Raw genomic sequence first — 22,607 nt, forward strand, 5'->3', positions numbered from 1 at the left:
GAGGATATGAATATCCGCAGTAACAATCCGCCGGGAGCAAGCCACCAGGAGGCAGACCATGTCCGGACCCCGCCCTGTCCGAGCGCCACGCGGTACGACGCCGAGTGCCCTGGGCTGGCAGCAGGAGGCCGCCCTGCGGATGCTGCAGAACAACCTCGACCCCGAGGTCGCCGAGCATCCCGACAAGCTCGTCGTCTACGGCGGGACGGGCAAGGCGGCACGCGACTGGCGGTCCTTCGACGCCATGGTCCGTACGCTGCGGACCCTCAAGCAGGACGAGACGATGCTCGTCCAGTCGGGCCGTCCGGTCGGTGTCATGCAGACCCACGAGTGGGCTCCGCGCGTCCTCATCGCCAACTCCAACCTGGTCGGCGACTGGGCGAACTGGGAGGAGTTCCGCCGCCTGGAGGCCCTCGGCCTCACCATGTACGGGCAGATGACGGCCGGTTCCTGGATCTACATCGGCACCCAGGGCATCCTCCAGGGCACCTACGAGACCTTCGCCGCCGTCGCCGCCAAGAAGTTCGGCGGCACCCTCGCCGGGACCATCACCCTCACCGCCGGCCTCGGCGGCATGGGCGGCGCCCAGCCGCTCGCCGTCACCATGAACGACGGCGTGGTGATCTGCGTCGACTGCGACCCGCGCGCCATCGACCGCCGCATCGAGCACCGCTACCTCGACGTGAAGGCCGACTCCCTCGACCACGCCCTCCAGCTCGCCACCGAGGCCCGGGACCGGCGCAAGCCGCTGTCCATCGGCGTCCTCGGCAACGCCGCCGAGCTGGTCCCGCAGCTGCTCGCCATGGGCGCCCCGATCGACATCGTCACCGACCAGACCTCGGCCCACGACCCCCTGGCCTACCTGCCCACCGGGATCGCCTTCGAGGACATGGCCGACGCCGCCGCCAAGGACCCGGCCGGCTTCACCACCCGCGCCCGCGAGTCCATGGCCCGGCACGTCGAGGCCATGGTCGGCTTCCAGGACGCCGGCGCCGAGGTCTTCGACTACGGCAACTCCATCCGCGGCGAGGCCCAGCTCGCCGGATACGACCGGGCCTTCGCCTTCCCCGGCTTCGTCCCCGCCTACATCCGCCCCCTCTTCTGCGAGGGCAAGGGCCCCTTCCGCTGGGCCGCCCTGTCCGGCGACCCCGCCGACATCGCCAGGACCGACAAGGCGATCCTCGACCTCTTCCCCGAGAACGAGTCCCTCGCCCGCTGGATCAAGATGGCGGGGGAGCGGGTCCACTTCCAGGGCCTGCCCGCCCGGATCTGCTGGCTCGGCTACGGCGAGCGCGACAAGGCCGGTGAGCGGTTCAACGACATGGTCGCGAGCGGTGAACTGTCCGCCCCGATCGTCATCGGCCGCGACCACCTCGACTGCGGCTCCGTCGCCTCCCCGTACCGCGAGACCGAGGCCATGCTCGACGGCTCCGACGCCATCGCCGACTGGCCGCTGCTCAACGCCATGGTCAACGTGGCCTCCGGCGCCTCCTGGGTCTCCCTCCACCACGGCGGCGGCGTCGGCATGGGCCGCTCCATCCACGCCGGGCAGGTCACGGTCGCCGACGGCACCGCGCTGGCCGGCGAGAAGATCCGTCGGGTCCTCACCAACGACCCCGGCATGGGTGTCATCCGGCACGTCGACGCCGGGTACGACATCGCCGAGTCGGTCGCCGGGGAGCGGGACGTGCGGGTGCCGATGCGCGAGGGTGCCGAGACCCGCGAGGGTGACGACGCGTGAGCTTCCACAGCATGTGGGCGGAGCTGCTGCCGGTCGGCCGCAGCTCCGCCTCCGGCGGCTACCGCCGCTACGCCTGGACCGGTGCCGACACCGACTGCCGGGCCTGGTTCCGGGAGCAGGCCGAGGCACGCGGGCTGACCTACGAGACCGACCGCAACGGCAACCAGTGGGCCTGGCTCGGTGACCCCGCCGCCGGGAACGCCGTCGTCACCGGCTCCCACCTCGACTCCGTGCCCGACGGCGGCGCCTTCGACGGGCCCCTCGGCGTCGTCTCCGCCTTCGCCGCCCTGGACGAACTGCGCGACAGGGGAGCGCGGCTCACCAGGCCGCTGGGCATCGTCAACTTCGGCGACGAGGAGGGCGCCCGCTTCGGCCTCGCCTGCGTCGGCTCCCGGCTCACCGCGGGCGCCCTGACCGCCGAGCAGGCCCACCGCCTCACCGACGGCGACGGCATCACGCTCCCGCAGGCCATGGAGGCCGCCGGACACGACCCGGACACCATCGGCCCCGATCCCGAGCGGCTGGCCCGCATCGGCGCCTTCGTCGAACTCCACGTCGAACAGGGCCGCGCCCTCGACCTGTCCGGCGACCGGATCGGCATCGCGTCCGCCATCTGGCCGCACGGACGCTGGCGGTTCGACTTCCGGGGCGAGGCCAACCACGCCGGCACCACCCGCCTCGCCGACCGGCGCGACCCCATGCTGTCCTACGCCGAGACCGTGCTCGCCGCCCGCCGCGAGGCGGAACTCGCCGGTGCCGTCGCCACCTTCGGCAAGATCGCCGTCGAGCCCAACGGCGTCAACGCCATCCCGTCCCTCGTACGCGGCTGGCTCGACTCCCGCGCCGCCGACCAGGAAAGCCTGGACGCCGTGGTCGGCGGGGTGGAGAAGGCCGCTCGTGAGTACGCCGCCGCCCACGGCGCCGATCTCGACGTCGTACGCGAGTCCTTCACCCCCGTCGTCGAGTTCGACCACGCCCTGCGCGACGAACTGGCCCGCATCCTCGGCGGCGACACGGAAACGGATCTCAAGGTGCCCGTCCTCGGCACCGGCGCCGGACACGACGCCGGAATCCTCTCCGGACGCGTCCCGACCGCCATGCTGTTCGTGCGCAACCCCACCGGCGTCTCGCACTCCCCGGCCGAGTACGCCGCCGAGGACGACTGCGTGGCCGGGGTGAGCGCACTCGCCGACGTACTGGAAGGGCTGGCCCGCACGTGACCCCCACCAAGCGGACGTACTGGCTGGAGCACGCCTGGCTCGGCACCCACGTCGAGCCGGGCGTCGCCGTGGACGTGCGCGACGGCCGCGTCACCGCCGTCCGCACGGACGTCCCCGCCCCGCCCCCGGGCGCGGAGCCGCTGCGCGGACTGACCCTCCCGGGCCTGGCGAACGCCCACTCGCACGCCTTCCACCGCGCCCTGCGCGGCACCGTCCAGGTCGGCTCCGGCACCTTCTGGACCTGGCGCGAGGTCATGTACTCCGTCGCCGACCGGCTGACCCCGGAGACCTACCACGACCTCGCCCGCGCGGTGTACGCCGAGATGGCGCTCGCCGGCATCACCACCGTCGGCGAGTTCCACTACGTCCACCACGCCCCCGGCGGCACCCCCTACGCCGACCCCAACGCGATGGGCGAGGCCCTGATCGAGGCCGCCGCCGAAGCCGGCATCCGCATCACCCTCCTCGACACCTGCTACCTGTCCGCCGGCTTCGGGCAGCCCCCGAACAACCACCAGCGCCGCTTCTCCGACGGGACGGCGGACGCCTGGGCGGAACGCTGTTCAGTTCTCAAGGAACGGGATCACGCACGGATCGGGGCGGCGATCCACTCCGTACGGGCCGTGCCCGCCGACCAGTTGGCGACCGTGGCGCGCTGGGCCGAGGAACGGCGGGCCCCGCTGCATGTGCACCTGTCCGAGCAGACCGCCGAGAACGACGCCTGCCGCGACGCCCACGGCCGCACCCCCACCCGGCTCCTCGCCGACCACGGCGTGCTCGGACCCCGCACCACCGGCGTCCACAACACCCACCTCACCGACGAGGACATCGCCCTGCTCGGCGGCAGCCGCACCGGCACCTGCGTGTGCCCCACCACGGAACGCGACCTCGCCGATGGCATCGGTCCCGCCGCCGCCCTCCAGCGGGCGGGCTCCCCGCTCTCCCTCGGCTCCGACAGCCACGCCGTCGTCGACCTGCTCGAAGAGGCGCGCGCCATGGAGCTGAACGAGCGCCTGCGCACCCGCACCCGCGGCCACTGGACCGCCGCCGCCCTGCTGCGCGCCGCCACCGCCGACGGCCACGCCGCCCTCGGCTGGGACGACACCGGGACCATCGAGGCCGGCGCCCGCGCCGACCTCACCACTCTCGCCCTCGACTCGGTCAGAACGGCGGGGCCGCTGCCCAGGCTCGGCGCCGAGACGGCCGTATTCGCCGCGACGGCAGCGGACGTACGGCACACGATCGTGGGCGGACGGCACGTCGTACGCGACGGGGCGCACACCCTCGTACCCGATGTGCCCGAGGCCCTCGCGCGGGCCGTGGCAGCCCTGCGCGCCCAGTAACGAACGCCCGCTCCCGCCCCCACGAGGACGTCACGGACATCATGAGCAGCAGCACCGTCATCACCAACATCGCCGCACTGGTCACCAACGACCCCTCCCTCGGTGACAACTCCCCCCTCGGACTGGTCCGGGACGCGGCCGTCGTCATCGACGGCGACCGCGTCGCGTGGACCGGTGAATCAAGCAAAGCACCCGCCACTGACAATCGGGTCGACGCCGGCGGCCGGGCGGTCCTCCCCGGCTTCGTCGACTCCCACTCCCACCTCCTCTTCGGCGGCGACCGCACCGAGGAGTTCAACGCCCGCATGTCCGGCCGCCCCTACAGCGCCGGCGGCATCCGCACCACCGTCGCCGCGACCCGCGCCGCGAGCGACGCGGAACTGGAGGCGGGCCTCACCCGCTACCTCGAAGAGGCCCTGCGCCAGGGCACCACCACCTTCGAGACCAAGTCCGGGTACGGCCTGACCACCGTCGACGAGTCCCGCGCCCTGCGCATCGCCGCCCGCCACACCGACGAGGTCACCTTCCTCGGCGCCCACATCGTCGCCCCCGAACTCGCCGACGACCCGGCCGCCTACGTCGCCCTCGTCACCGGCGAGATGCTCGACGCCTGCGCCCCGCACGCCCGGTGGATCGACGTGTTCTGCGAGAAGGGCGCCTTCGACGGCGACCAGGCCCGCGCCGTCCTCACCGCCGGCAAGGCCAAGGGCCTGCACCCGCGCGTCCACGCCAACCAGCTCTCCTACGGCCCCGGCGTCCAGCTCGCGGTCGAACTCGACGCCGCCAGCGCCGACCACTGCACCCACCTCACCGACGCCGACGTGGACGCCCTCGCGAACAGCCGCACGGTCGCCACCCTGCTCCCCGGCGCCGAGTTCTCCACCCGCGCCGAATGGCCGGACGCCCGGCGCCTCATCGACGCCGGTGTGACGGTCGCGCTGTCCACCGACTGCAACCCCGGCTCGTCCTTCACGTCCTCCGTGCCCTTCTGCGTAGCCCTCGCCGTACGGGACATGGGGATGACCCCCGACGAGGCGGTCTGGTCGGCCACCGCGGGCGGCGCGGCCGCCCTGCGCCGCGACGACATCGGCCGCCTCACCCCGGGCGCGTACGCCGACCTGACCCTCCTCGACGCCCCGAGCCACGTGCACCTGGCCTACCGGCCCGGCGTCCCACTGGTCAGCGGGGTGTGGCGGCGCGGCGCACGCGTGGTCTGATTCCCGCCCGGAAATCCGCCCGGCTCGCGTCCGGTTTCCCGCCCCGGCTCGCGTCCGGTTTCCCGCCCGGGCTCGCGTCCGGTTTCCCGCCCGGGTCCGCGCCCGGTTTCCCGCCCGGATCGCTCAGGAGGCCGCCCCGGCGCGCCACCGCTGGTCCGTCCGCCCCGACGCCGTCCCGACGAGGACCACCGCGTCGCCCCCGCCCGGGGTCACCGCGCGGTCCGGGGCGATGCCGGGGCGGATCACACCGCGCGTGTTCACCGAGAAGCGGAGGTTCTGGCCGTTGCGTCCGTCGACCGAGTCGCACTCCCAGATGCCGACGCCCTCGTCCATGGAGCCGCGGCTGTCCAGGCAGTAGTCCTCGTCGGCGTACGACTGGACCACCCCGCGCCCGGCGTCGACCCGCCACAGCTGGGTGTGGGACGAGGTGCAGGGCGCCGTGACGACGTCCGTGCCCTTCTCCAGGCCGCCGTCGATGTCCAGGCACCGGTCCGAGGCGACGTTCACCACCTGGGAGTACGTGCCGCCCGGCGCCCGGTACGACGGCGTGGACGGCGTCGGCGACGGCCGGACGGTGCGCGAGGGCGTCGGACTCGGCCTCGGCGAGGGGGACTTCGACGACGCGGAGGGCGACGGCGACGGCGTGGGGGAGGACGGCGTCGCCGGGACGGTCGCCGTCACCGTCACCGGGGGTGGTCCGGCGGGGGGACGTGTCGACGCGTTCGCCGCCGGCCGGGACGGCGTGTCGTCCGGCGACAGCACCAGGAAGAGCAGCGGCACCAGGGCCACGCCCAGGGCCGCCGAGGCCAGCGCGAAACGGCGCGACGGCGGCCAGGTCCCGGGCATCGCGAGCGAGGTGACGCCGTCCGGCTCGTCCGTCTCCCGCGCCGCGTACGCCGTGCCCGCCCACGGCAGCAGTCCCTCGGCCAGGGCCGTGCGCGGGGTGTCCCGCAGGGTGCACAGCTCCTCGTGCGCCGCCGTGCAGTGCGGGCAGTGCGCCATGTGGGCGTGCAGGTCGGCGCTGTCCCGCGGGGTGTCGGGCCGTACCGACTCCTCGATGAGGCGCCGGAAGTCCACACAGCGCGGGTCCTCGGAGGCGGCCAGCCGGGACCGCAGACAGGCCTGCGCCAGTGCCTGGAGCGCGGGCTGTGTGCCGTACGTGACGTCCTGGCGGCCGAGGCCGAGCAGCTCGGCCGTCCGGTCGGCGGGCTCCCGGTCCACCACCCCGTACCAGATCATGCCCTGGGCACGGGGCGGCAGGGAGCGGAAGGCCGCGAGCATGGGCGGGACCGGGCAGCCCGTGCCCGCCGTGTTCACCACGAGGAGCAGACCGGCGTCGAGCCCGGCGGAGCGTTCGTCGGCCGCCCACTCGGCAGCGGTCTCACCGGCCAGGAGCAGCAGTTGGTGCCGCCACGGCCCGCCGGCGTCGGTGCCGCGGGCAGCCCGACGGGCCGCCAGCGCGAAGGTGCGCGCGGCCAGTTGCCGTGCCGTGGACTCGCCGGCCGTGCACAGACGGGCGTAGGCGAGTACCGCAGGCTGGTGCCGTGCGCGGAGTTCCTGGAGCGCCGGATAGGCGGTGGGGGTGTCGGCGCGCAGCAGTTCGGTCAGCCGCGCGTCGGACGCGCCGGCGTACGTCTCGTCCCCGGCCTGGGCACCACCGTCGGTCCCGTCGCCCCGAGCCATCCGTCCGCCTCCTCGTACCCCGCGACTCCACGGTGCCGGTCCTGACGTACCGGCCAGTTTGTGGGGTGCCTCATAGTGGTGGAACGGGGCCCGTGAGGAAAGAGGTTTCCGTGGGTAACCGGCGGCTGTTTCGGCGGCGGCTCCGGACGCGCGCGATGGTCCGTACCGCAGGCGGCGCACCCAACCCGAAGGGGGGCGGCCCGATTTCGGACCACCCCCCTGGAGGGCAAGCGTCACCCGGTGAGGACTACTCCTCGACCGTGAGCCCCTTGCGCAGCCGTACGAGTGTGCGCGAGAGCAGGCGCGAGACGTGCATCTGGGAGATGCCGAGCTCCTCGCCGATCTCCGACTGGGTCATGCCCGCGACGAAGCGGAGCGAGAGGATCTTGCGGTCCCGGGGCGGGAGTTCGGCGATCAGCGGCTTCAGTGACTCGACGTACTCGATGCCTTCGAGTCCGTGGTCCTCGTAGCCGATGCGGTCGGCCAGCGCGCCCTCCGCGTCGTCCTCCTCCGGCTGGGCGTCCAGCGAGGAGGCGGTGTAGGCGTTGGAGGCCGCCATGCCCTCGACGACCTCGTCCTTGGACAGGCCGAGGTGCTCGGCCAGCTCGCTCACCGTGGGGGCGCGGTCGAGGCGCTGGGCCAGCTCGTCGCCGGCCTTGGCCAGGTCGAGCCGCAGCTCCTGGAGGCGGCGCGGGACGCGCACGGACCACGAGGTGTCGCGGAAGAAGCGCTTGATCTCGCCGATGATGGTCGGCATCGCGAACGTGGGGAACTCCACACCGCGGGACATCTCGAAGCGGTCGATCGCCTTGATCAGGCCGATCGTGCCGACCTGGATGATGTCCTCCATCGGCTCGCTGCGGGAGCGGAAGCGGGAGGCCGCGAACTTGACCAGCGCGAGGTTGAGCTCGACGAGCGTGTTGCGTACGTACGCGTGCTCGTGGGTGCCTTCCTCCAGCGACTCGAGCCGCTCGAAGAGGGTCTTGGACAGGGCCCGGGCGTCCGCCGGAGCAACCTCGTCGTAAGCGGGGATGTCCGGAAGCCCGGCGAGTGCGCCGTCGTGGTCGACGACCGCGTCATGGTGCTCGATGGGATCCAGATGTTCCGGAGGGAGTGTCGACGTCGCTTCTTGGGTACGCGATCCGTCGAGCCGGGGTGACATGATGTCCTCCATCGTTCTCGGCATACGGCTGCCGAAGCCAATTACGTGCACTGCGGTGTGCGGCGCCTCCAAAGCCGGCCGTGTCGGTTTACGTGTCCTTACTAGCCCTACCGGGTTTACCGAGCCCACCGCAAGTGTGTTCTGTGTGGGTATGTCCGTTTGTGTGCGGTTGTTCGGGTGTCGGAGTGCGGTGGGAAGGCGTAGTGTTCGAGGGCGTCAGCAAGCAGTCACGACCTCGGGAGAGAGAAACGGCATGGACCGCGGGACGGTCGGCAGTGCCCAGTCGGGCCGGCTTCTGGTCGAAGTACGGGAAGAGGGCCCCAGTGCCGTCGTGACACCGGCGGGTGAGTTGGATCACCACACCGCCGAACTGTTGCGCGAGCCACTGGAGGACTGTCTCGCCAAGGGATTCAACCGGCTCGTCGTCGACTGCTCGCGCCTGGAGTTCTGCGACTCCACGGGACTCAACGTCCTGCTCGGCGCGCGGTTGAAGGCGGAGGCCGCGGGGGGCGGTGTACATCTGGTGGCCATGCAGCCCGTGGTGGCTCGCGTGTTCGAGATCACGGGGGCCGAAGCGGTCTTCACCCTCCATGACACCCTTGAGGCCGCCCTGGCCGACGAATCCGACTGAACCGGCCCTTGTCCGGCCGGCGGCGGGTCTCGTGCGCTGTCTGGGGCAGGCGTTTTCGCCCCGTCCTGTGTTTCGTGCCGAATACAGGGGTGTTCGGACGGGCCGGTCGGGCAGGAGACACCCTGAGCTGACTGTGTACGACGTACGACTTTGAAACGTGAACTGGTGAATCGGTGAGGTGAAGCGCTGATGAGCACCACCCGGCCCTACTCGCCGGGCGACCGCGGTCCGGAGCCCAGCGGCGCTTCCGGGGCGTCCGAGGGGGGCGTGCCCGGGACCGGGGAGTCCGAGGGGGGCGTGTCCGCGGGGCAGGCCGCCGTGATCGGGACGTCCGCGCCGTCGTCCCCGTCCGCGGCCTCGGCCCCGTCCTCTTCCTCCTCGTCTCCGTCTCCGGTCGGGGAAGGGGCCGCGCCTGCGGGGGGCGGTGGGCGGCAGGGACGCAGGCTGATCTTCGACGACCAGAGCGGGGTGGTCCCGCTCGCTCGTGACTTCACCCGCCAGGCGCTGTACGCCTGGGGCTGGCTGCCCTCCGCCACCGCGGACCAGCGGGCCGCCGCCGAGGACGTGCTCCTCGTGGTGTCCGAGCTGGTCACCAACGCGTGTCTGCATGCCGAGGGGCCGGACGAGCTGTGGATCACCTGTGAGAAGAAGGTGATCCGGCTGGAGGTCTCCGACCGGGGTACGGGTCAGCCGGCGCCGCGGACCCCGCACCGGGCGGGGCGTCCTGGCGGCCACGGCATGTTCATCGTGCAGCGGCTGTGCCTGGACTGGGGCGTGGTGCGTACGCCGGGGGTCGCGGGCAAGCGGGTGTGGGCCGAGCTGGGGGCGCCGGCGTAGGCCTGCGGCGCTCTTGCCGGCCTTTTCCCACCCGCCCGCCCGACTCGGTTGGCCAGGAGACCGACGCCCCTGGGGCTCCGCCCCAGACCCCGGCGGGGACTGCGTCCCCTGCACCCCTGCTGCACCCCTGCGCGTGCCGGGCTCGGCGCCCTGTGGCCCTGCGCCCAGCGCAGCCTTGAGTTCCTGCGTCGCCCTGTGCACCGCGCAGCCCTGAGTTCCTGCGTCGCCCTGCACCCAAGCGCCCGCCGCCCGCCGTTCTGCGGCTCGCGCCTCGCGCTGCCTCAAGCGGCCCCTGCCGCCGCCCTGTGCCCCGCGCAGCCTCAAGGGCCCGTCGCCCTGCGGCCCGCCCCGTACAGCCGCAAGCTTCTGCGCTCGCCGCCCTGTGCCCGCGCTGTCTCTCTAGCGCCCGTCGTCGCCCTGTGGCTCGCGCCTCGTACAGCCGCAAGTTTCTGCGCTCGCCGCTCGCCGCCCTGTGCCCGCGCTTTCTCTCTAGCGCGCCCGTCGCCCTGCGGCCCGCACCCCGTACAGCCGCAAGCGCCCGCCGCTGCCGCCCCGCGCTGCATCAGGCGCCCGTCGCCCTCTGTCCCGCGCCCCGCGCAGCCCCGAGCTTCGCGGGCGGTCGCCGGTGCGCACCCAGCATCCGCCGGGCGAGGAGTCGGCTCCCGCCCCCGCCCCGTGCCCAGGCCCGTCCCAGAACACCTCCACGTGCGCCCCTCAGAGGCCCCGCGCCTCATCCGCACCCCCGCACCACCCCCGCGTCCCGCACGCCCTCACGCCCCGCACACGCGCGCACCCCGCCCGCCCCACCCCACGCCCCGCACCCACCCCCCAAAAAACGCCCGGAGGGCCACCGCATCCACCGGGATGCGATGACCCTCCGTAAGCAAGAACCGCCAGGTCGGCAGGTCTCAGCGGACGTCGCCCATGAGTTCCTTCACGCGCTTGCGGTACATCCAGATCGCGACACCGGCGAGGACGGCCAGGGCGGCCTCCGCGGCGACGATGCCCGTCTTGTTGAGGTCGACGCCGGCGATGGAGAGCAGGCCGGTCGTGGCGTCACCGGCGGTGACGGCCAGGAACCAGACGCCCATCATCTGCGAGGCGTACTTCACGGGCGCCATCTTCGTCGTGACCGAGAGGCCGACCGGGGAGAGCATCAGCTCACCGCAGGTCTGGACGAAGTAGATCGCCACCAGCCACAGCGCGGCCGCCTTGTGACCGCCGTCCGCGATGGCCAGCGGGGCCAGGAAGAGGAAGAAGGACGCGCCGACCAGGACCAGGCCGAACGAGAACTTGACGATCGTGCTCGGTTCCTTGCCGCGCCGGGCGAGCGCCAGCCACACCGTGGCGAAGACCGGGGCGAGGGCCATGATGATGACCGGGTTGACCGACTGGAACCAGGAGACCGGGAACTCCCAGCCCAAGACACTGGTGTCCGTCGAGGAGTCGGCGAAGATCGCCAGGGTCGAACCGCCCTGGTCGTAGATCATCCAGAAGACGGCCGCGGCGACGAAGAACCAGATGTACGCCGACATCTTCGACTGCTCGGCGCGGTCCAGCTCCTTGTCGCGCTTGATGCGCGTCAGCACCAGCACCGGGATGATCACGCCGAGCAGGGTCAGCGGGACCAGGATCCAGTTCAGCGTGTAGTTGCCGGAGAAGCCGACGATCGCGTAGAAGACGAGGGCGAGCGCGGCCCAGAACGCGGCCTTGCGCAGCGTGGAGGTCTTCTCCTCCACCGACAGCGGCTTCGGCACCACGCTGGAGTGCGGGGCCAGGTGGCGGCTGCCGAGCAGGAACTGGATCACGCCCAGGCCCATGCCGACCGCGGCGAGCGCGAAGCCGAGGTGCCAGTTGACGTTCTCACCGATGGTGCCGATGATCAGCGGCGCCGCGAAGGCACCCAGGTTGATGCCCATGTAGAAGACGGTGAAGCCACCGTCGCGGCGCGGGTCGTCGGGGCCGCTGTAGAGCTGGCCGACCATCGTGGAGATGTTGGCCTTCAGCAGACCCGAGCCGATGGCGACCAGACCGAGGCCCGCGAAGAACGTGCCGGAGGACGGCAGCGCCAGCGTGAGGTGGCCGAGCATGATCACACCGCCGGCGACGGCGACGGTCTTGCGGGGACCCCAGACCCGGTCGCCGAACCAGCCGCCCGGCATCGTGAGCAGGTACACCAGCGAGAGGTACACCGAGTAGATCGCGGTCGCGGTGCCGGCGTTCATGCCGAGACCGCCGGGGGCCACCAGGTACAGCGGGAGCAGAGCCCTCATGCCGTAGTAGGAGAAACGCTCCCACATCTCGGTCATGAAGAGAGTGGCCAGTCCGCGGGGGTGGCCGAAGAAGGTCTTCTCGGATCCGGGGGTGCCCGGGGAGACCGAGTCCTTCGTCAGGCTGGACGCCATGGTCGATCCTTGCTGGTCGGGACGCGCTCATGAGGCGATGCGCGCCCGGTGGGGGGGCGGCCGGCACCGGCGGCCGTCACCCGCCCGCCCCACGCCTTGAGGGGGATTCCGCTCCGGATTGCGAAGCGGTGGACGGCGGCCACCGGGATCCACGCCTCTGCGCACGTCAGTGCGCGCGGTGAGGCCCGGCCACAGGTCATTCCTTTCGAGGCCGGCCGTGGGGGCCGGCCCGCACACAAAAGAGACCCTCAGCATCGAACTGTCGCCAAAGGTCCTCTGGGTGCTACAGGCGCTGATTCACCATACGGCAGGACACCGCCCGGTATGGAAGGACTTGAGACGCGGATCACAGGTAATAAAGGAACCGCGAACGATCTTTCGAAGGTCCATCTCAGGATGACACCCCACAGGCGCAGGTTCGCACAGTGGGCCGGTGGCGGGTCGGCGGGGGGTCGGACGGGCAGGTCGCGCGGCGGGTGCCCGGCTTGTCCGTAGGTAAGAGACCCTCGGGGCGATCACGCCCCGGGCGCTGCTCCGAGCGGACTACCATCAGCTCATGACCCGTGTACTGCTCGCCGAGGACGACGCGTCCATCTCGGAGCCGCTGGCCCGCGCACTGCGCCGGGAAGGGTACGAGGTCGAGGTGCGTGAGGACGGACCCACCGCACTCGACGCCGGGCTGCAGGGCGCCATCGATCTGGTCGTGCTGGACCTGGGCCTGCCGGGCATGGACGGGCTGGAGGTCGCCCGCCGGCTGCGGTCCGAGGGCCACGCCGTGCCGATCCTGATCCTGACCGCGCGCGCCGACGAGGTGGACACCGTCGTCGGTCTGGACGCGGGTGCCGACGACTACGTCACCAAGCCCTTCCGCCTCGCCGAGCTGCTCGCCCGGGTACGCGCCCTGCTGCGGCGCGGTGCCGTCGAGCCCCCGCAGCCGGCCGCCACGCACGGTGTGCGCATCGACGTCGAGTCGCACCGGGCCTGGATGGGCGAGGAGGAGCTCCAGCTCACCGCCAAGGAGTTCGACCTGCTGCGGGTGCTGGTGCGCGACGCCGGCCGGGTCGTCACCCGGGACCAGCTGATGCGCGAGGTCTGGGACACCACCTGGTGGTCGTCGACCAAGACCCTCGACATGCACATCTCCTGGCTCCGCAAGAAGCTGGGGGACGACGCGGCGAACCCCCGCTACATCGCCACCGTGCGCGGCGTCGGATTCCGTTTCGAGAAGAACTGAGCCACCGAGAAGCTCTCAGGGCCTGCCCGGGTAAGAGGACATGCGCCGTCGACTGATCCAGTCCACGCTCGCCGTGGTGCTCGTCGTGATCGCCGTGTTCGGCGTCTCGCTCGTGATCGTCGAGACCCGGACGATCAGCAGCTCCGCCCAGGAGCGGGTCGACCTGGAGGCGGTGCGGCTGGCCAGCATCGTGGACAGCCGGCTGCTCGGCGCCGGGTCCGTCGACGCCAAGTTCCTCCGGGAGCAGGTGCGGGACGCCCGGTACGCCGAGATCCGCATCCCCGGCAAGCCGGTCATCGAGGTCGGCAGCCGGCCGACCGGTGAGGTCATCCGGGGCAGGGCCACCGGCGAGGAGGGCGAGACGGTCCTCGTCGAGGAGCCGAGTTCCTCGGTGACCCGCGAGGTCGGCCGGACCCTGCTGATCATCGGTCTGGTGGCGCTGCTCGCGGTGATCGCCGCGGTGCTGCTGGCGATCAGGCAGGCCAACCGCCTCGCCTCCCCGCTCACCGACCTCGCCGAGACCGCCGAACGCCTCGGCTCCGGCGACCCGCGCCCGCGGCACAAGCGCTACGGCGTCCCCGAGCTGGACCGGGTCGCGGACGTGCTGGACTCCTCCGCCGAGCGCATCGCCCGGATGCTCACCGCCGAGCGCCGCCTGGCCGCCGACGCCTCCCACCAACTGCGCACACCGCTGACCGCGCTGTCCATGCGGCTGGAGGAGATCACCCTCACCGACGAACTGGAGACGGTGAAGGACGAGGCGGCGATCGCGCTGTCGCAGGTGGAACGGCTGACGGACGTGGTGGACCGGCTGCTGACGAACTCCCGCGACCCGCGCAGCGGCTCCGCCGTCACCTTCGAGCTGGACGACATCATCCAGCAGCAGATCGCGGAGTGGCGCCCCGCCTACCGCAGCGAGGGGCGGGCGATCGTCAGTTCCGGCAAACGGCATCTGACGGCCGTGGGCACCCCGGGCGCGGTGGCGCAGGTGCTGGCCGCGCTGATCGAGAACTCACTGATGCACGGCGGCGGCACGGTGGCCCTGCGGACCCGGGTGACCGGCAACCAGGCGGTGGTCGAGGTCACCGACGAGGGGGCCGGCGTCCCGGGCGACCTGGGGGCGCGGATCTTCGAGCGCGCGATCAGCGGGCGGAACTCGACGGGTATCGGCCTGGCCGTCGCCCGCGACCTGGCCGAGGCGGACGGCGGCCGGCTGGAGCTCCTCCAGGGCCGTCCTCCGGTGTTCGGCCTGTTCCTGTCGCGCACACCGCCGTCGAAGAAGTCGTCCGGGGCCTCGGGCGAGACGGTGCGCTAGGCGTACCGCGCGGGCAGGCCCCGGCCGCCGTCAGCGGTGGGCCGCGGGGGTGCCGTCCGTGGTGCGCACCGCCGTTGGCTGCTCGTGCTCCAGGAAGGTCTCCGCCCGCGTCACCGGCTCGCGGGCCGGCAGCGTCCGGAAGACCCAGGTGCGGTACGACCAGAAGCGGAACAGCGTGCCGATGCCGATGCCGAGGAACTTGAAGATGTTGCTCTGCAGCGGGCTGTCCCAGCCGAAGCCGTACGTCGCGGTGTAGAGCACGCCGTTCTCGATCACCAGCCCGACCGCGCTGAACAGCAGGAACAGCGACATCTCGCGGGTCCGGCGGCCCTTGTCGCGGTCCCGGTAGGTGAAGTAGCGGAAGCCCAGGTAGTTGAAGACGATCGCGACGACGGTCGCGATGATGCTCGCCCGCACCACCGCGAGGTCGGTCGCGTGCCGCACCAGGTTGAAGACGAGAAGGTTGACCAGGACCCCCGCGCCGCCCACCGCGCCGAACTTCACGACCTCACGGGCCAGCCGCTCGATCCGCTCCCGCACCGCCCCGCGCGGCGCGGGGGGTACCGGGGATGTGGGGGGAGCCGTATGAGCACCCGAGGAACCATGTCCCATGGTCGTGCAGGCCCCCGTCCATCGGTTGGCGTCAATCCGTTCATGCTAACCACCCGGACGTGCGATCTTCCTGCGGACGGACGCCGGGCGACGGGAAAGGGGGGCCGTACCGCCGTGGAAACGGCCGGTAAACAGGTGGGCCTCGCGCGGCCGATACGCTAGGGGTGTGACGTTCCCCGTAGTCGGCATGGTCGGCGGTGGCCAGCTCGCTCGTATGACACACGAGTCTGGCATCCCGTTGGGCATCAGGTTCAAGCTCCTCAGTGACACTCCCCAGGACTCCGCGGCGCAGGTCGTGAACGAAGTCGTCATCGGCGACTATCGCGATCTGGACACGCTGCGCGAGTTCGCGCGCGGCTGTGACGTGATCACCTTCGATCACGAGCACGTGCCGACCGAGCATCTCAGGGCCCTGGAGGCGGACGGCATCCCCGTGCGCCCCGGCCCTGACGCGCTCGTGCACGCCCAGGACAAGGGCGTGATGCGCGCGAAACTCGACGCGATCGGCGTGCCCTGCCCGCGGCACCGGATCGTGCGCGATCCGGCCGACGTGGCCGCCTTCGCGGACGAGGGAGACGGATTCCCCGTCGTCCTCAAGACCGTGCGCGGCGGTTACGACGGCAAGGGCGTGTGGGTGGTGGACTCCGTCGAGGAGGCCGCCGAGCCCTTCCGCGCCGGTGTGCCCGTGCTGGCGGAGGAGAAGGTCGACTTCGTCCGCGAGCTGGCCGCCAACGTGGTCCGCTCCCCGCACGGCCAGGCGGTGGCGTACCCCGTCGTCGAGTCCCAGCAGGTGAAGGGCGTCTGCGACACGGTGATCGCGCCCGCCCCCGACCTCGACGGGGCGCTGGCGCTCAGGGCCGAGGAGATGGCGCTCAGCATCGCCAAGGAACTGGACGTCGTCGGCCACCTCGCCGTCGAGCTGTTCCAGACCCGCGACGGCCGCGTCCTCGTCAACGAACTGGCGATGCGCCCGCACAACTCCGGCCACTGGACGATGGACGGCGCGATCACGTCGCAGTTCGCCAACCACGTCCGCGCGGTCCTCGACCTCCCCCTCGGCGACCCGCGCCCGCGCGCCAAGTGGACGGTCATGGTCAACGTCCTCGGCGGCGACTACCCGGACATGTACTCCGCGTACCTGCACTGCATGGCCCGCGACCCGCAGCTCAAGATCCACATGTACGGCAAGGACGTGAAGCCCGGCCGCAAGGTGGGGCACGTCAACACCTACGGCGACGACCTGGACGACGTGCTGGAGCGCGCCCGTCACGCTGCCGGCTACCTGAGAGGGACGATCACCGAATGAGCCAGGCCAGCCCGGTCAGTCCGGTCGTGGGCATCGTCATGGGGTCGGACTCCGACTGGCCCGTGATGGAGGCCGCCGCCAAGGCACTCGACGAGTTCGAGATCCCCTACGAGGTCGACGTCGTCTCCGCGCACCGCATGCCGCACGAGATGATCGCCTACGGCGAGCAGGCAGCCGGACGCGGGCTGAAGGCGATCATCGCCGGGGCCGGCGGCGCCGCCCACCTGCCCGGCATGCTCGCCTCGGTCACCCCGCTGCCCGTCATCGGCGTGCCGGTGCCGCTGAAGTACCTGGACGGCATGGACAGCCTCCTGTCCATCGTGCAGATGCCGGCGGGCGTCCCCGTCGCCACCGTCTCGGTCGGCGGCGCCCGCAACGCGGGTCTCCTGGCCGCGCGGATGCTCGCCGCCCACGACGAGGAGCTGCTGGGCCGCATGCGCGAGTTCCAGCAGGACCTCAACGACCAGGCCACCGAGAAGGGCAAGCGGCTGCGCACCAAGGTCGAGGGCTCCGCGGCCTTCGGCTTCGGGAAGTGAGGCCGGTGACCTCCCTCGACCAGGCCCGGGAGCTGCTGCGGGAGTTCCCCGTCGTCGACGGCCACAACGACCTGCCCTGGGCGCTGCGCGAGCAGGTCCGCTATGACCTCGACGCCCGCGACATCGCCGCCGACCAGTCCGCCCACCTGCACACCGACCTCGCCCGGCTGCGCGCCGGCGGCGTCGGCGCGCAGTACTGGTCGGTGTACGTCCGCTCGGACCTGCCGGGCGCGGTGACCGCGACGCTGGAGCAGATCGACTGCGTACGGCGGCTGATCGACCGGCACCCCGAGGAGCTGCGCGCCGCGCTGACCGCCGCCGACATGGAGGCCGCCCGCGCGGAAGGCCGTATCGCCTCCCTCATGGGCGCCGAGGGCGGCCACTCCATCGACGACTCCCTCGCCACGCTCCGCGCGCTGTACGCGCTCGGCGTGCGCTACCTGACCCTCACCCACAACGACAACGTGGCGTGGGCGGACTCGGCGACCGACGAGCCCGCCGCCGGCGGCCTGACGGCCTTCGGCCGCGAGGTCGTGCGGGAGATGAACCGCGAGGGCATGCTGGTCGACCTCTCGCACGTGGCGGCGACGACGATGCGCGACGCGCTGGACACCTCCACCGCGCCGGTGATCTTCTCCCACTCCTCCGCGCGTGCCGTCTGCGACCACCCGCGCAACATCCCGGACGACGTGCTGGAGCGGATGGCGGCGGGCGGCGGCATGGCGATGGTGACCTTCGTGCCGAAGTTCGTGCTCCAGGCGGCCGTGGACTGGACGGCCGCCGCCGACGACAACATGCGCGCGCACGGCTTCCACCACCTCGACTCCGGCCCCGAGGCGATGAAGATCCACCGCGCCTTCGAGGAGCGCACCCCGCGCCCCGTCGCCACGGTGTCCACGGTCGCCGACCACCTCGACCACATGCGCGAGGTCGCCGGCGTCGACCACCTCGGCATCGGCGGCGACTACGACGGCACGGCCTTCACACCCGACGGCCTCAGCGACGTGTCCGGCTACCCGAACCTGATCGCCGAACTGCTCGACCGCGGCTGGTCCCAGGCCGACCTGGCCAAGCTGACCTGGAAGAACGCCGTCCGGGTACTGGGCGCCGCGGAGGACGTCGCCCGAGGGCTTCAGGCGACGCGGGGACCGTCCCACGCCACGCTCGAAGCACTGGACGGCTGAGCGGACTCCTCTCCGAGGGTGGGGTAGTCGGTGTAGCCGGCCGCCCCGCCCACGTACATGAAGTACCGGTCCCGCACCGGATTCAGCGGCGCGCCGAGCCGCAGCCGCTCCACCAGGTCGGGATTGGCGAGGAAGGGCCGGCCCAGGGCGATCAGATCGGCTCCGGCGGCCAGCAGCCGCTCGGAGGCGCGGCGCACGGCGCCTGTGGAGAGGTCCTCGCCCAGCACCGGGTTGGCGATCAGCACCCCGGGCCAGCCGGCGCGGATCTTCCGGAACACCGGCGCGTCCGGGTCGGCGTACACCAGGTGCAGATACGCGAGCCCGAGTCCGCCGAGCCGCTCGGTGAGCGCCGGGTAGATCTCCTCGGTCTCGCCCTCCGCGATGCCGTTGACGGTGTTGCCGGGGGAGACCCGCAGGCCCACCCGCTCGGCGCCGATCTCGGCGGCCACGGCCTCGACCACCTCGGCCGTGAACCGGATCCGCGCGGCGACGGAGCCGCCGTAGCCGTCGGTGCGGCGGTTGGTGTTGGCGGCCAGGAACTGGTGCAGGAGGTGGCCGTTGGCGGAGTGCACCTCCACGCCCTCGAACCCGGCGTCGAGCGCGTTGCGGGCGGCACGCGCGAAGTCGGCGACGGTGGTGCGGAGGTCCTCCTCGCTCATCTCCCTCGGGACGACGGCCGGACGGTGCCCCTGTGGCGTGAAGATCGTCTCGGGCAGCGGCACCGGCGAGGGTGCGACCGGCGTCAGCCCGCTGGTCGCGGGATGGCCGACCCGGCCGCCGTGCTGGAGCTGGAGGAACATCCGCCCGCCCGCCTCCCGTACCGCGTCGGTGACCTGCCGCCAGCCCGCCACGTGCCGCGCGCTGTGGACGGCGGTGATGTTCGGGTACGTCTGCCCGACCGCGTTCGGTGTCGCGGCCTCGGCGACGATCAGCCCGGCGGCGGCGCGCTGGGCGTAGTAGGTGGCCATGAGCGGGGTCGGGGTGCCGTCGGCCTCGGCACGGTTGCGGGTCAGGGGGGCCATCACCAGACGGTTGGGAAGGGTGAGCGGGCCGAGCGGGGCGGACGCGAAGAGCGCTGTTGTATTCGACATGCCCGTACGCTAGAACCTGACACTGATGTCAGAATCAAGCTCCGTAGACCAGCCGAGGAGACGTACGGATGCGGATCGGTGAACTCGCCCGGCGCACGGGCGTCAGCGAACGCTCGCTGCGCTACTACGAGAAGCAGGCGCTGCTCGCGGCCGAGCGCACGCCCGGCGGCCACCGCGAGTACGCCGAGACGGCCGTCGACCGGGTCATCCGGATCCAGGAGCTGTACGCGGCCGGCCTGTGCAGCGCGAAGATCGCGCAGCTTCTGCCCTGCATGCGGGACGGGGACGGCGGCCCCTCGGCAGCCGCGTCGCCGAAGCTGGTCGCCGACCTCACCGCCGAGCGCGCCCGCATCGACCGGATGATCGCCGACCTGCTCCGCTCCCGGGACACCCTGGACGAGGTGATCGAGGCGGCGGCCCGGGGCTGAGCGGTGTACCCCCGAACGCCCCACCCACCAGGAAGCCCTTTCCGCTCCGTGCGACGGTGACGGTAACGCACGACGACCGTACGGAGCCCGCCATGGCAGACCTCCAGGACGACCTGCACACCAGCACCGAGGTCGGCGGGCTCGTCGACCTGCCCGTGCCGCCTGCCGCGGAGGCCTTCCCGCCGGAGCCCTACGCGCCCGTGTCCGACCCCGATGACGAGCCGCTCACCCGGGCGCACGCGGTACTGGCCGCGCACCCCGTCGCCGACGGCTACAGCGGCCTGCCCTGGGCGCTCAAGCACCTGCCCTGGTACGACCTGGAGCTGGGCGAGAGCGCCGTCGACACCGACGTGCCCCGGCTTCGCGAGGGCCATGTGGGGGCGTTGTTCTGGTCGCTGCACCTGCCCGACGCCATCGACGGGGACCGGGCCGTCGGCGCCACCATGGAGCAGCTGGACCTGGTCAAGATGGTCGTCCGGGCCCATCCGGAGGGGCTGCGCCTGGCGTACGACGCCGGGCAGGCCATCGACGCCCGCAACTGCGGCCGGGTCGCCGTGCTGCCCGGCCCGGCCGGCGCCGCCGCCCTCGGGGACTGTCTCGGCATCCTGCGTTCCCTGTACGCCCTCGGCCTGCGCGTGATCACGCTGACCGGGGCGACCTGGGCGAGCGAGACGGGGCTGACCCGGTTCGGTGAGGAGGTCGTCCGCGAGATGAACCGCCTCGGCGTCGTCGCCGACCTCTCGGGCGCCTCCGCCGAGACCATCCGCCGTACCTTCGCCGTCTCCAAGGCGCCGGCGCTGTGCACCCGCTCCGCCGCCCGCGCCCTGCGCCCGCACCCCGCCAACCTCCCCGACGACCTGCTCGTCGAGCTGGGCGCGGCCGGGGGCCTGTGCATGGTGCCGCTGACCGCCGAGCAGACCGGCCCGACCGTCCGGGACGTCGCCGACCACCTCGACCACGTCCGCACGGTGGCCGGCCCGGAGAGCGTCGGCCTGTCCGGCACCTACGACGCCGGCACGGCCCATCCGCTGGAGCTCGGTGACGCCTCCTGCTACCCCCGGCTCATCGCCGAGCTGCTGCGACGCGGCTGGGCGGAGGCGGACGTGGCCCTGCTGACCTGGGGCAACGTTCAGCGCGTACTGCGGGGAGCGGCCTTCACCGCCCGCGCGGCACAGCTACGCCGGGAGCCTTCGACGGCGACGATCGCCGAACTCGACGGATAACCGTCACGTGCGACCGTCACGCGTGCTCGATCCGGCACAGGCAGAACGGATGCCCCGCCGGATCGGCGTACACCATGAAGTCCTTCTTCTCCCGGTCCTCCAGGTCCATCGGCCGGGCGCCCAGCGCGAGCACCTTCTCGTGCGCCGCGTCCATCTCCTCCCAGGTCGCCCCGCCGTCGAAGTCGAGGTGGAACTGCTGGGCGTTGCGGTCGGCGCGCGGCCACTCCGGCGGGGTCAGCCCAGGCGCCCGCTGGAAGGACAGCCGCGGCCCGCCGGGCACCTGGAGGACCACCCAGTCGGGGTCCTGCTCCTCGGGGTTGCCGCCGCCCACCTGCGCGTAGAAGCGGGCCAGTTCACGGGGCTCGGGACAGTCGACGACGACGGAACGGAAACGTGCCACGGGTGCCATGGGGATACCTTCCGGAGTTGGCGGTCTGCGGGCGTCGCTCAGCAGGCGCAGAGGCAGAACGGGTGCCCGGCCGGGTCCGCGTAAACCCGGAAGGTCCGGGCCCGGTCCTCGGCGTCCAGCGGCCTCGCGCCCAGCTCCAGCACGGCCTTCTCCGCCGCGTCCAGGTCCTTCACGTCGAGGTCGAGGTGGAACTGCTGCGCGCCGTCGGGCCCGGGCCACTTCGGCGGTACGTAGCCGGGGGAGCCCTGGAAGGCCAGCGTCTGCCCGCCGGGCAGGTTCAGGTCGACCCACTCGTACTGGTCGTCGCTCTTGTCCTCGACGGTGCCGCCGAGGACGTCGGCGTAGAAGCGGGCCAGTGAGTGGGGGTCGGGGCAGTCCAGAACGACGACGCCCAGTTCGGCGACAGCCATGACTTCCTCCTTGAAGTCCGCGTACTGCGGTTACCGGCAAGGCGCGGGTAACCAGTAACGGTTACTGCATGCTGCCCTATTGGCGGTAACGTCGCAAGCATGAGTGAGAGATCGCCCGCACCGGGAGGCCTGGACCTGGTCGAGACCCTGGTGAACACGCTGGACGTCGAGACGGGCGCCGACTCCCTGGACACACCGGAGGGCCGGGTGCGGTTCGGCCTGACGGAGGACGACGTCCCCGGGGCCCGCGAACTGCGCGAGTCCCTGCGCGCGACCCTGCTCGCCCACGCCGGCCACCCGCCGCACCGCACGGTGACCCCGCTCGGCGAGCTGCTCGCCGGAGCCCCGCTGGTGGTGACGGTCGACGTGGCCGACGGCTCCGCCGCCCTGGCTCCGGCCCGGGACGGCTCGCTGACCGCCCGTGTCGCCGCCGCCGTCGCCGAGGCACTGGTCGCGGGCACCTGGATCCGGCTCAAGGCGTGCGAGGCCGCCGACTGCCACTGGGCGTACTACGACCGCAGCCCGGCCGGGCGCGGCCGCTGGTGCTCCATGCAGGTGTGCGGGGCACGCGCCAAGATGCGCCGGTACCGGGCCAAGGAGGCGTGATCCACAGGGAGTTC

At 72.3% G+C, this 22,607-nt stretch carries 21 protein-coding genes; 14 read left to right on the forward strand and 7 right to left on the reverse strand.

From position 1 onward, the window contains the following. The first annotated feature begins 58 nt into the window (after positions 1–58). The 4 genes from hutU to hutI are packed head-to-tail and all read left to right on the forward strand — an operon-like array spanning position 59 to position 5,521. Positions 59–1,741: a urocanate hydratase gene (hutU, locus tag RI578_RS24110; protein ID WP_310873018.1), complete on the forward strand. Its 1,683-nt coding sequence runs from the start codon at positions 59–61 to the stop codon at positions 1,739–1,741. Next, the gene (locus RI578_RS24115; RefSeq protein WP_310873019.1) at positions 1,738–2,961 is read left to right on the forward strand and encodes an allantoate amidohydrolase; all 1,224 of its coding nucleotides are present in this window, start codon (positions 1,738–1,740) and stop codon (positions 2,959–2,961) included. Before hutU ends, RI578_RS24115 begins: the two co-directional genes overlap by 4 nt. Next, positions 2,958–4,304 carry a formimidoylglutamate deiminase gene (locus RI578_RS24120; RefSeq protein WP_310873020.1) on the forward strand — a complete coding sequence of 449 codons (1,347 nt, stop codon included), beginning with the start codon at positions 2,958–2,960 and terminating at the stop codon, positions 4,302–4,304. Before RI578_RS24115 ends, RI578_RS24120 begins: the two co-directional genes overlap by 4 nt. A 41-nt stretch (positions 4,305–4,345) precedes the next feature. Next, complete coding sequence (gene hutI, locus RI578_RS24125) at positions 4,346–5,521, forward strand: imidazolonepropionase (RefSeq protein WP_310873021.1); 1,176 nt, start codon at positions 4,346–4,348, stop codon at positions 5,519–5,521. Positions 5,522–5,644: 123 nt separating this feature from the next. On the opposite strand, the gene RI578_RS24130 is transcribed toward hutI, so the two are convergent. After that, a complete protein-coding gene (locus RI578_RS24130) occupies positions 5,645–7,204 on the reverse strand; it encodes an RICIN domain-containing protein (protein ID WP_310873022.1) in 1,560 nt (519 codons plus the stop codon). A gap of 247 nt (positions 7,205–7,451) precedes the next feature. After that, positions 7,452–8,366, reverse strand: a complete 915-nt coding sequence (locus RI578_RS24135) for an RNA polymerase sigma factor SigF (RefSeq protein ID WP_310873023.1) — start codon at positions 8,364–8,366, stop codon at positions 7,452–7,454. Between the two features lie 253 nt (positions 8,367–8,619). Here RI578_RS24135 and RI578_RS24140 point away from each other — a divergent pair, with 253 nt between their 5' ends. Continuing rightward, positions 8,620–8,997 carry an STAS domain-containing protein gene (locus tag RI578_RS24140; RefSeq protein WP_121747439.1) on the forward strand — a complete coding sequence of 126 codons (378 nt, stop codon included), beginning with the start codon at positions 8,620–8,622 and terminating at the stop codon, positions 8,995–8,997. A 189-nt stretch (positions 8,998–9,186) separates the two neighbouring features. Continuing rightward, positions 9,187–9,834, forward strand: coding sequence for an ATP-binding protein (locus RI578_RS24145; protein ID WP_310873024.1), 648 nt, complete (start codon positions 9,187–9,189; stop codon positions 9,832–9,834). Between the two features lie 908 nt (positions 9,835–10,742). Here RI578_RS24145 and RI578_RS24150 read toward each other — a convergent pair. Next, entirely contained in the window at positions 10,743–12,239 is a 1,497-nt protein-coding gene (locus tag RI578_RS24150) for an MFS transporter (protein ID WP_310873025.1), read from the reverse strand. Positions 12,240–12,795: 556 nt separating this feature from the next. On the opposite strand from RI578_RS24150, the gene RI578_RS24155 reads away from it, so the two are divergent. Continuing rightward, positions 12,796–13,473: a response regulator transcription factor gene (locus RI578_RS24155; RefSeq protein ID WP_121747436.1), complete on the forward strand. Its 678-nt coding sequence runs from the start codon at positions 12,796–12,798 to the stop codon at positions 13,471–13,473. Positions 13,474–13,513: 40 nt separating this feature from the next. Next, positions 13,514–14,788 carry an ATP-binding protein gene (locus tag RI578_RS24160; RefSeq protein WP_310873026.1) on the forward strand — a complete coding sequence of 425 codons (1,275 nt, stop codon included), beginning with the start codon at positions 13,514–13,516 and terminating at the stop codon, positions 14,786–14,788. Positions 14,789–14,818: 30 nt separating this feature from the next. On the opposite strand, the gene RI578_RS24165 is transcribed toward RI578_RS24160, so the two are convergent. Next, positions 14,819–15,400, reverse strand: a complete 582-nt coding sequence (locus RI578_RS24165) for a GtrA family protein (protein WP_310873027.1) — start codon at positions 15,398–15,400, stop codon at positions 14,819–14,821. Positions 15,401–15,566: 166 nt separating this feature from the next. On the opposite strand from RI578_RS24165, the gene RI578_RS24170 reads away from it, so the two are divergent. The 3 genes from RI578_RS24170 to RI578_RS24180 are packed head-to-tail and all read left to right on the forward strand — an operon-like array spanning position 15,567 to position 18,426. Beyond that, a complete protein-coding gene (locus tag RI578_RS24170) occupies positions 15,567–16,706 on the forward strand; it encodes a 5-(carboxyamino)imidazole ribonucleotide synthase (protein ID WP_310873028.1) in 1,140 nt (379 codons plus the stop codon). Then, on the forward strand, positions 16,703–17,242 hold the full coding sequence (purE, locus tag RI578_RS24175; RefSeq protein ID WP_310873029.1) for a 5-(carboxyamino)imidazole ribonucleotide mutase: 540 nt from the start codon (positions 16,703–16,705) through the stop codon (positions 17,240–17,242). The genes RI578_RS24170 and purE overlap by 4 nt, the downstream gene beginning before the upstream one ends. A gap of 5 nt (positions 17,243–17,247) precedes the next feature. Further along, positions 17,248–18,426: a dipeptidase gene (locus tag RI578_RS24180; RefSeq protein ID WP_310873030.1), complete on the forward strand. Its 1,179-nt coding sequence runs from the start codon at positions 17,248–17,250 to the stop codon at positions 18,424–18,426. Here the strand turns inward: RI578_RS24180 and RI578_RS24185 are convergent. Continuing rightward, on the reverse strand, positions 18,375–19,517 hold the full coding sequence (locus RI578_RS24185) for an alkene reductase (RefSeq protein ID WP_310873031.1): 1,143 nt from the start codon (positions 19,515–19,517) through the stop codon (positions 18,375–18,377). The genes RI578_RS24180 and RI578_RS24185 overlap by 52 nt on opposite strands. Positions 19,518–19,585: 68 nt before the next feature. Between RI578_RS24185 and RI578_RS24190 the strand changes: the two genes are divergently transcribed. Together RI578_RS24190 and RI578_RS24195 are read left to right on the forward strand one after the other, a co-directional pair. Next, the gene (locus tag RI578_RS24190) at positions 19,586–19,945 is read left to right on the forward strand and encodes a MerR family transcriptional regulator (protein ID WP_310873032.1); all 360 of its coding nucleotides are present in this window, start codon (positions 19,586–19,588) and stop codon (positions 19,943–19,945) included. A 92-nt stretch (positions 19,946–20,037) separates the two neighbouring features. Then, positions 20,038–21,168 carry a dipeptidase gene (locus RI578_RS24195; protein WP_310873033.1) on the forward strand — a complete coding sequence of 377 codons (1,131 nt, stop codon included), beginning with the start codon at positions 20,038–20,040 and terminating at the stop codon, positions 21,166–21,168. A 16-nt stretch (positions 21,169–21,184) separates the two neighbouring features. Here the strand turns inward: RI578_RS24195 and RI578_RS24200 are convergent, their stop codons facing one another. Further along, entirely contained in the window at positions 21,185–21,577 is a 393-nt protein-coding gene (locus tag RI578_RS24200; RefSeq protein ID WP_310873034.1) for a VOC family protein, read from the reverse strand. 38 nt (positions 21,578–21,615) lie between these two features. Continuing rightward, on the reverse strand, positions 21,616–21,987 hold the full coding sequence (locus RI578_RS24205) for a VOC family protein (protein WP_121747427.1): 372 nt from the start codon (positions 21,985–21,987) through the stop codon (positions 21,616–21,618). 99 nt (positions 21,988–22,086) lie between these two features. Here RI578_RS24205 and RI578_RS24210 point away from each other — a divergent pair, with 99 nt between their 5' ends. Beyond that, a complete protein-coding gene (locus RI578_RS24210; RefSeq protein WP_310873035.1) occupies positions 22,087–22,593 on the forward strand; it encodes a CGNR zinc finger domain-containing protein in 507 nt (168 codons plus the stop codon). Positions 22,594–22,607 lie beyond the last annotated feature (14 nt).

It is taken from the genome of Streptomyces sp. BB1-1-1 (assembly GCF_031597775.1).
GTDB classification, from domain to species: domain Bacteria; phylum Actinomycetota; class Actinomycetes; order Streptomycetales; family Streptomycetaceae; genus Streptomyces; species Streptomyces thinghirensis.

Bases quoted from the DNA above. Each gene is read 5' to 3' on its own strand.
- hutU (WP_310873018.1), top strand. From the start codon at position 59: ATGTCCGGACCCCGCCCTGTCCGAGCGCCACGCGGTACGACGCCGAGT.
- hutI (WP_310873021.1), top strand. From the start codon at position 4,346: ATGAGCAGCAGCACCGTCATCACCAACATCGCCGCACTGGTCACCAAC.
- RI578_RS24130 (WP_310873022.1), bottom strand. From the start codon at position 7,204: ATGGCTCGGGGCGACGGGACCGACGGTGGTGCCCAGGCCGGGGACGAG.
- RI578_RS24135 (WP_310873023.1), bottom strand. From the start codon at position 8,366: ATGTCACCCCGGCTCGACGGATCGCGTACCCAAGAAGCGACGTCGACA.
- RI578_RS24140 (WP_121747439.1), top strand. From the start codon at position 8,620: ATGGACCGCGGGACGGTCGGCAGTGCCCAGTCGGGCCGGCTTCTGGTC.
- RI578_RS24145 (WP_310873024.1), top strand. From the start codon at position 9,187: ATGAGCACCACCCGGCCCTACTCGCCGGGCGACCGCGGTCCGGAGCCC.
- RI578_RS24150 (WP_310873025.1), bottom strand. From the start codon at position 12,239: ATGGCGTCCAGCCTGACGAAGGACTCGGTCTCCCCGGGCACCCCCGGA.
- RI578_RS24155 (WP_121747436.1), top strand. From the start codon at position 12,796: ATGACCCGTGTACTGCTCGCCGAGGACGACGCGTCCATCTCGGAGCCG.
- RI578_RS24160 (WP_310873026.1), top strand. From the start codon at position 13,514: ATGCGCCGTCGACTGATCCAGTCCACGCTCGCCGTGGTGCTCGTCGTG.
- RI578_RS24165 (WP_310873027.1), bottom strand. From the start codon at position 15,400: ATGGGACATGGTTCCTCGGGTGCTCATACGGCTCCCCCCACATCCCCG.
- purE (WP_310873029.1), top strand. From the start codon at position 16,703: ATGAGCCAGGCCAGCCCGGTCAGTCCGGTCGTGGGCATCGTCATGGGG.
- RI578_RS24185 (WP_310873031.1), bottom strand. From the start codon at position 19,517: ATGTCGAATACAACAGCGCTCTTCGCGTCCGCCCCGCTCGGCCCGCTC.
- RI578_RS24190 (WP_310873032.1), top strand. From the start codon at position 19,586: ATGCGGATCGGTGAACTCGCCCGGCGCACGGGCGTCAGCGAACGCTCG.
- RI578_RS24195 (WP_310873033.1), top strand. From the start codon at position 20,038: ATGGCAGACCTCCAGGACGACCTGCACACCAGCACCGAGGTCGGCGGG.
- RI578_RS24200 (WP_310873034.1), bottom strand. From the start codon at position 21,577: ATGGCACCCGTGGCACGTTTCCGTTCCGTCGTCGTCGACTGTCCCGAG.
- RI578_RS24205 (WP_121747427.1), bottom strand. From the start codon at position 21,987: ATGGCTGTCGCCGAACTGGGCGTCGTCGTTCTGGACTGCCCCGACCCC.
- RI578_RS24210 (WP_310873035.1), top strand. From the start codon at position 22,087: ATGAGTGAGAGATCGCCCGCACCGGGAGGCCTGGACCTGGTCGAGACC.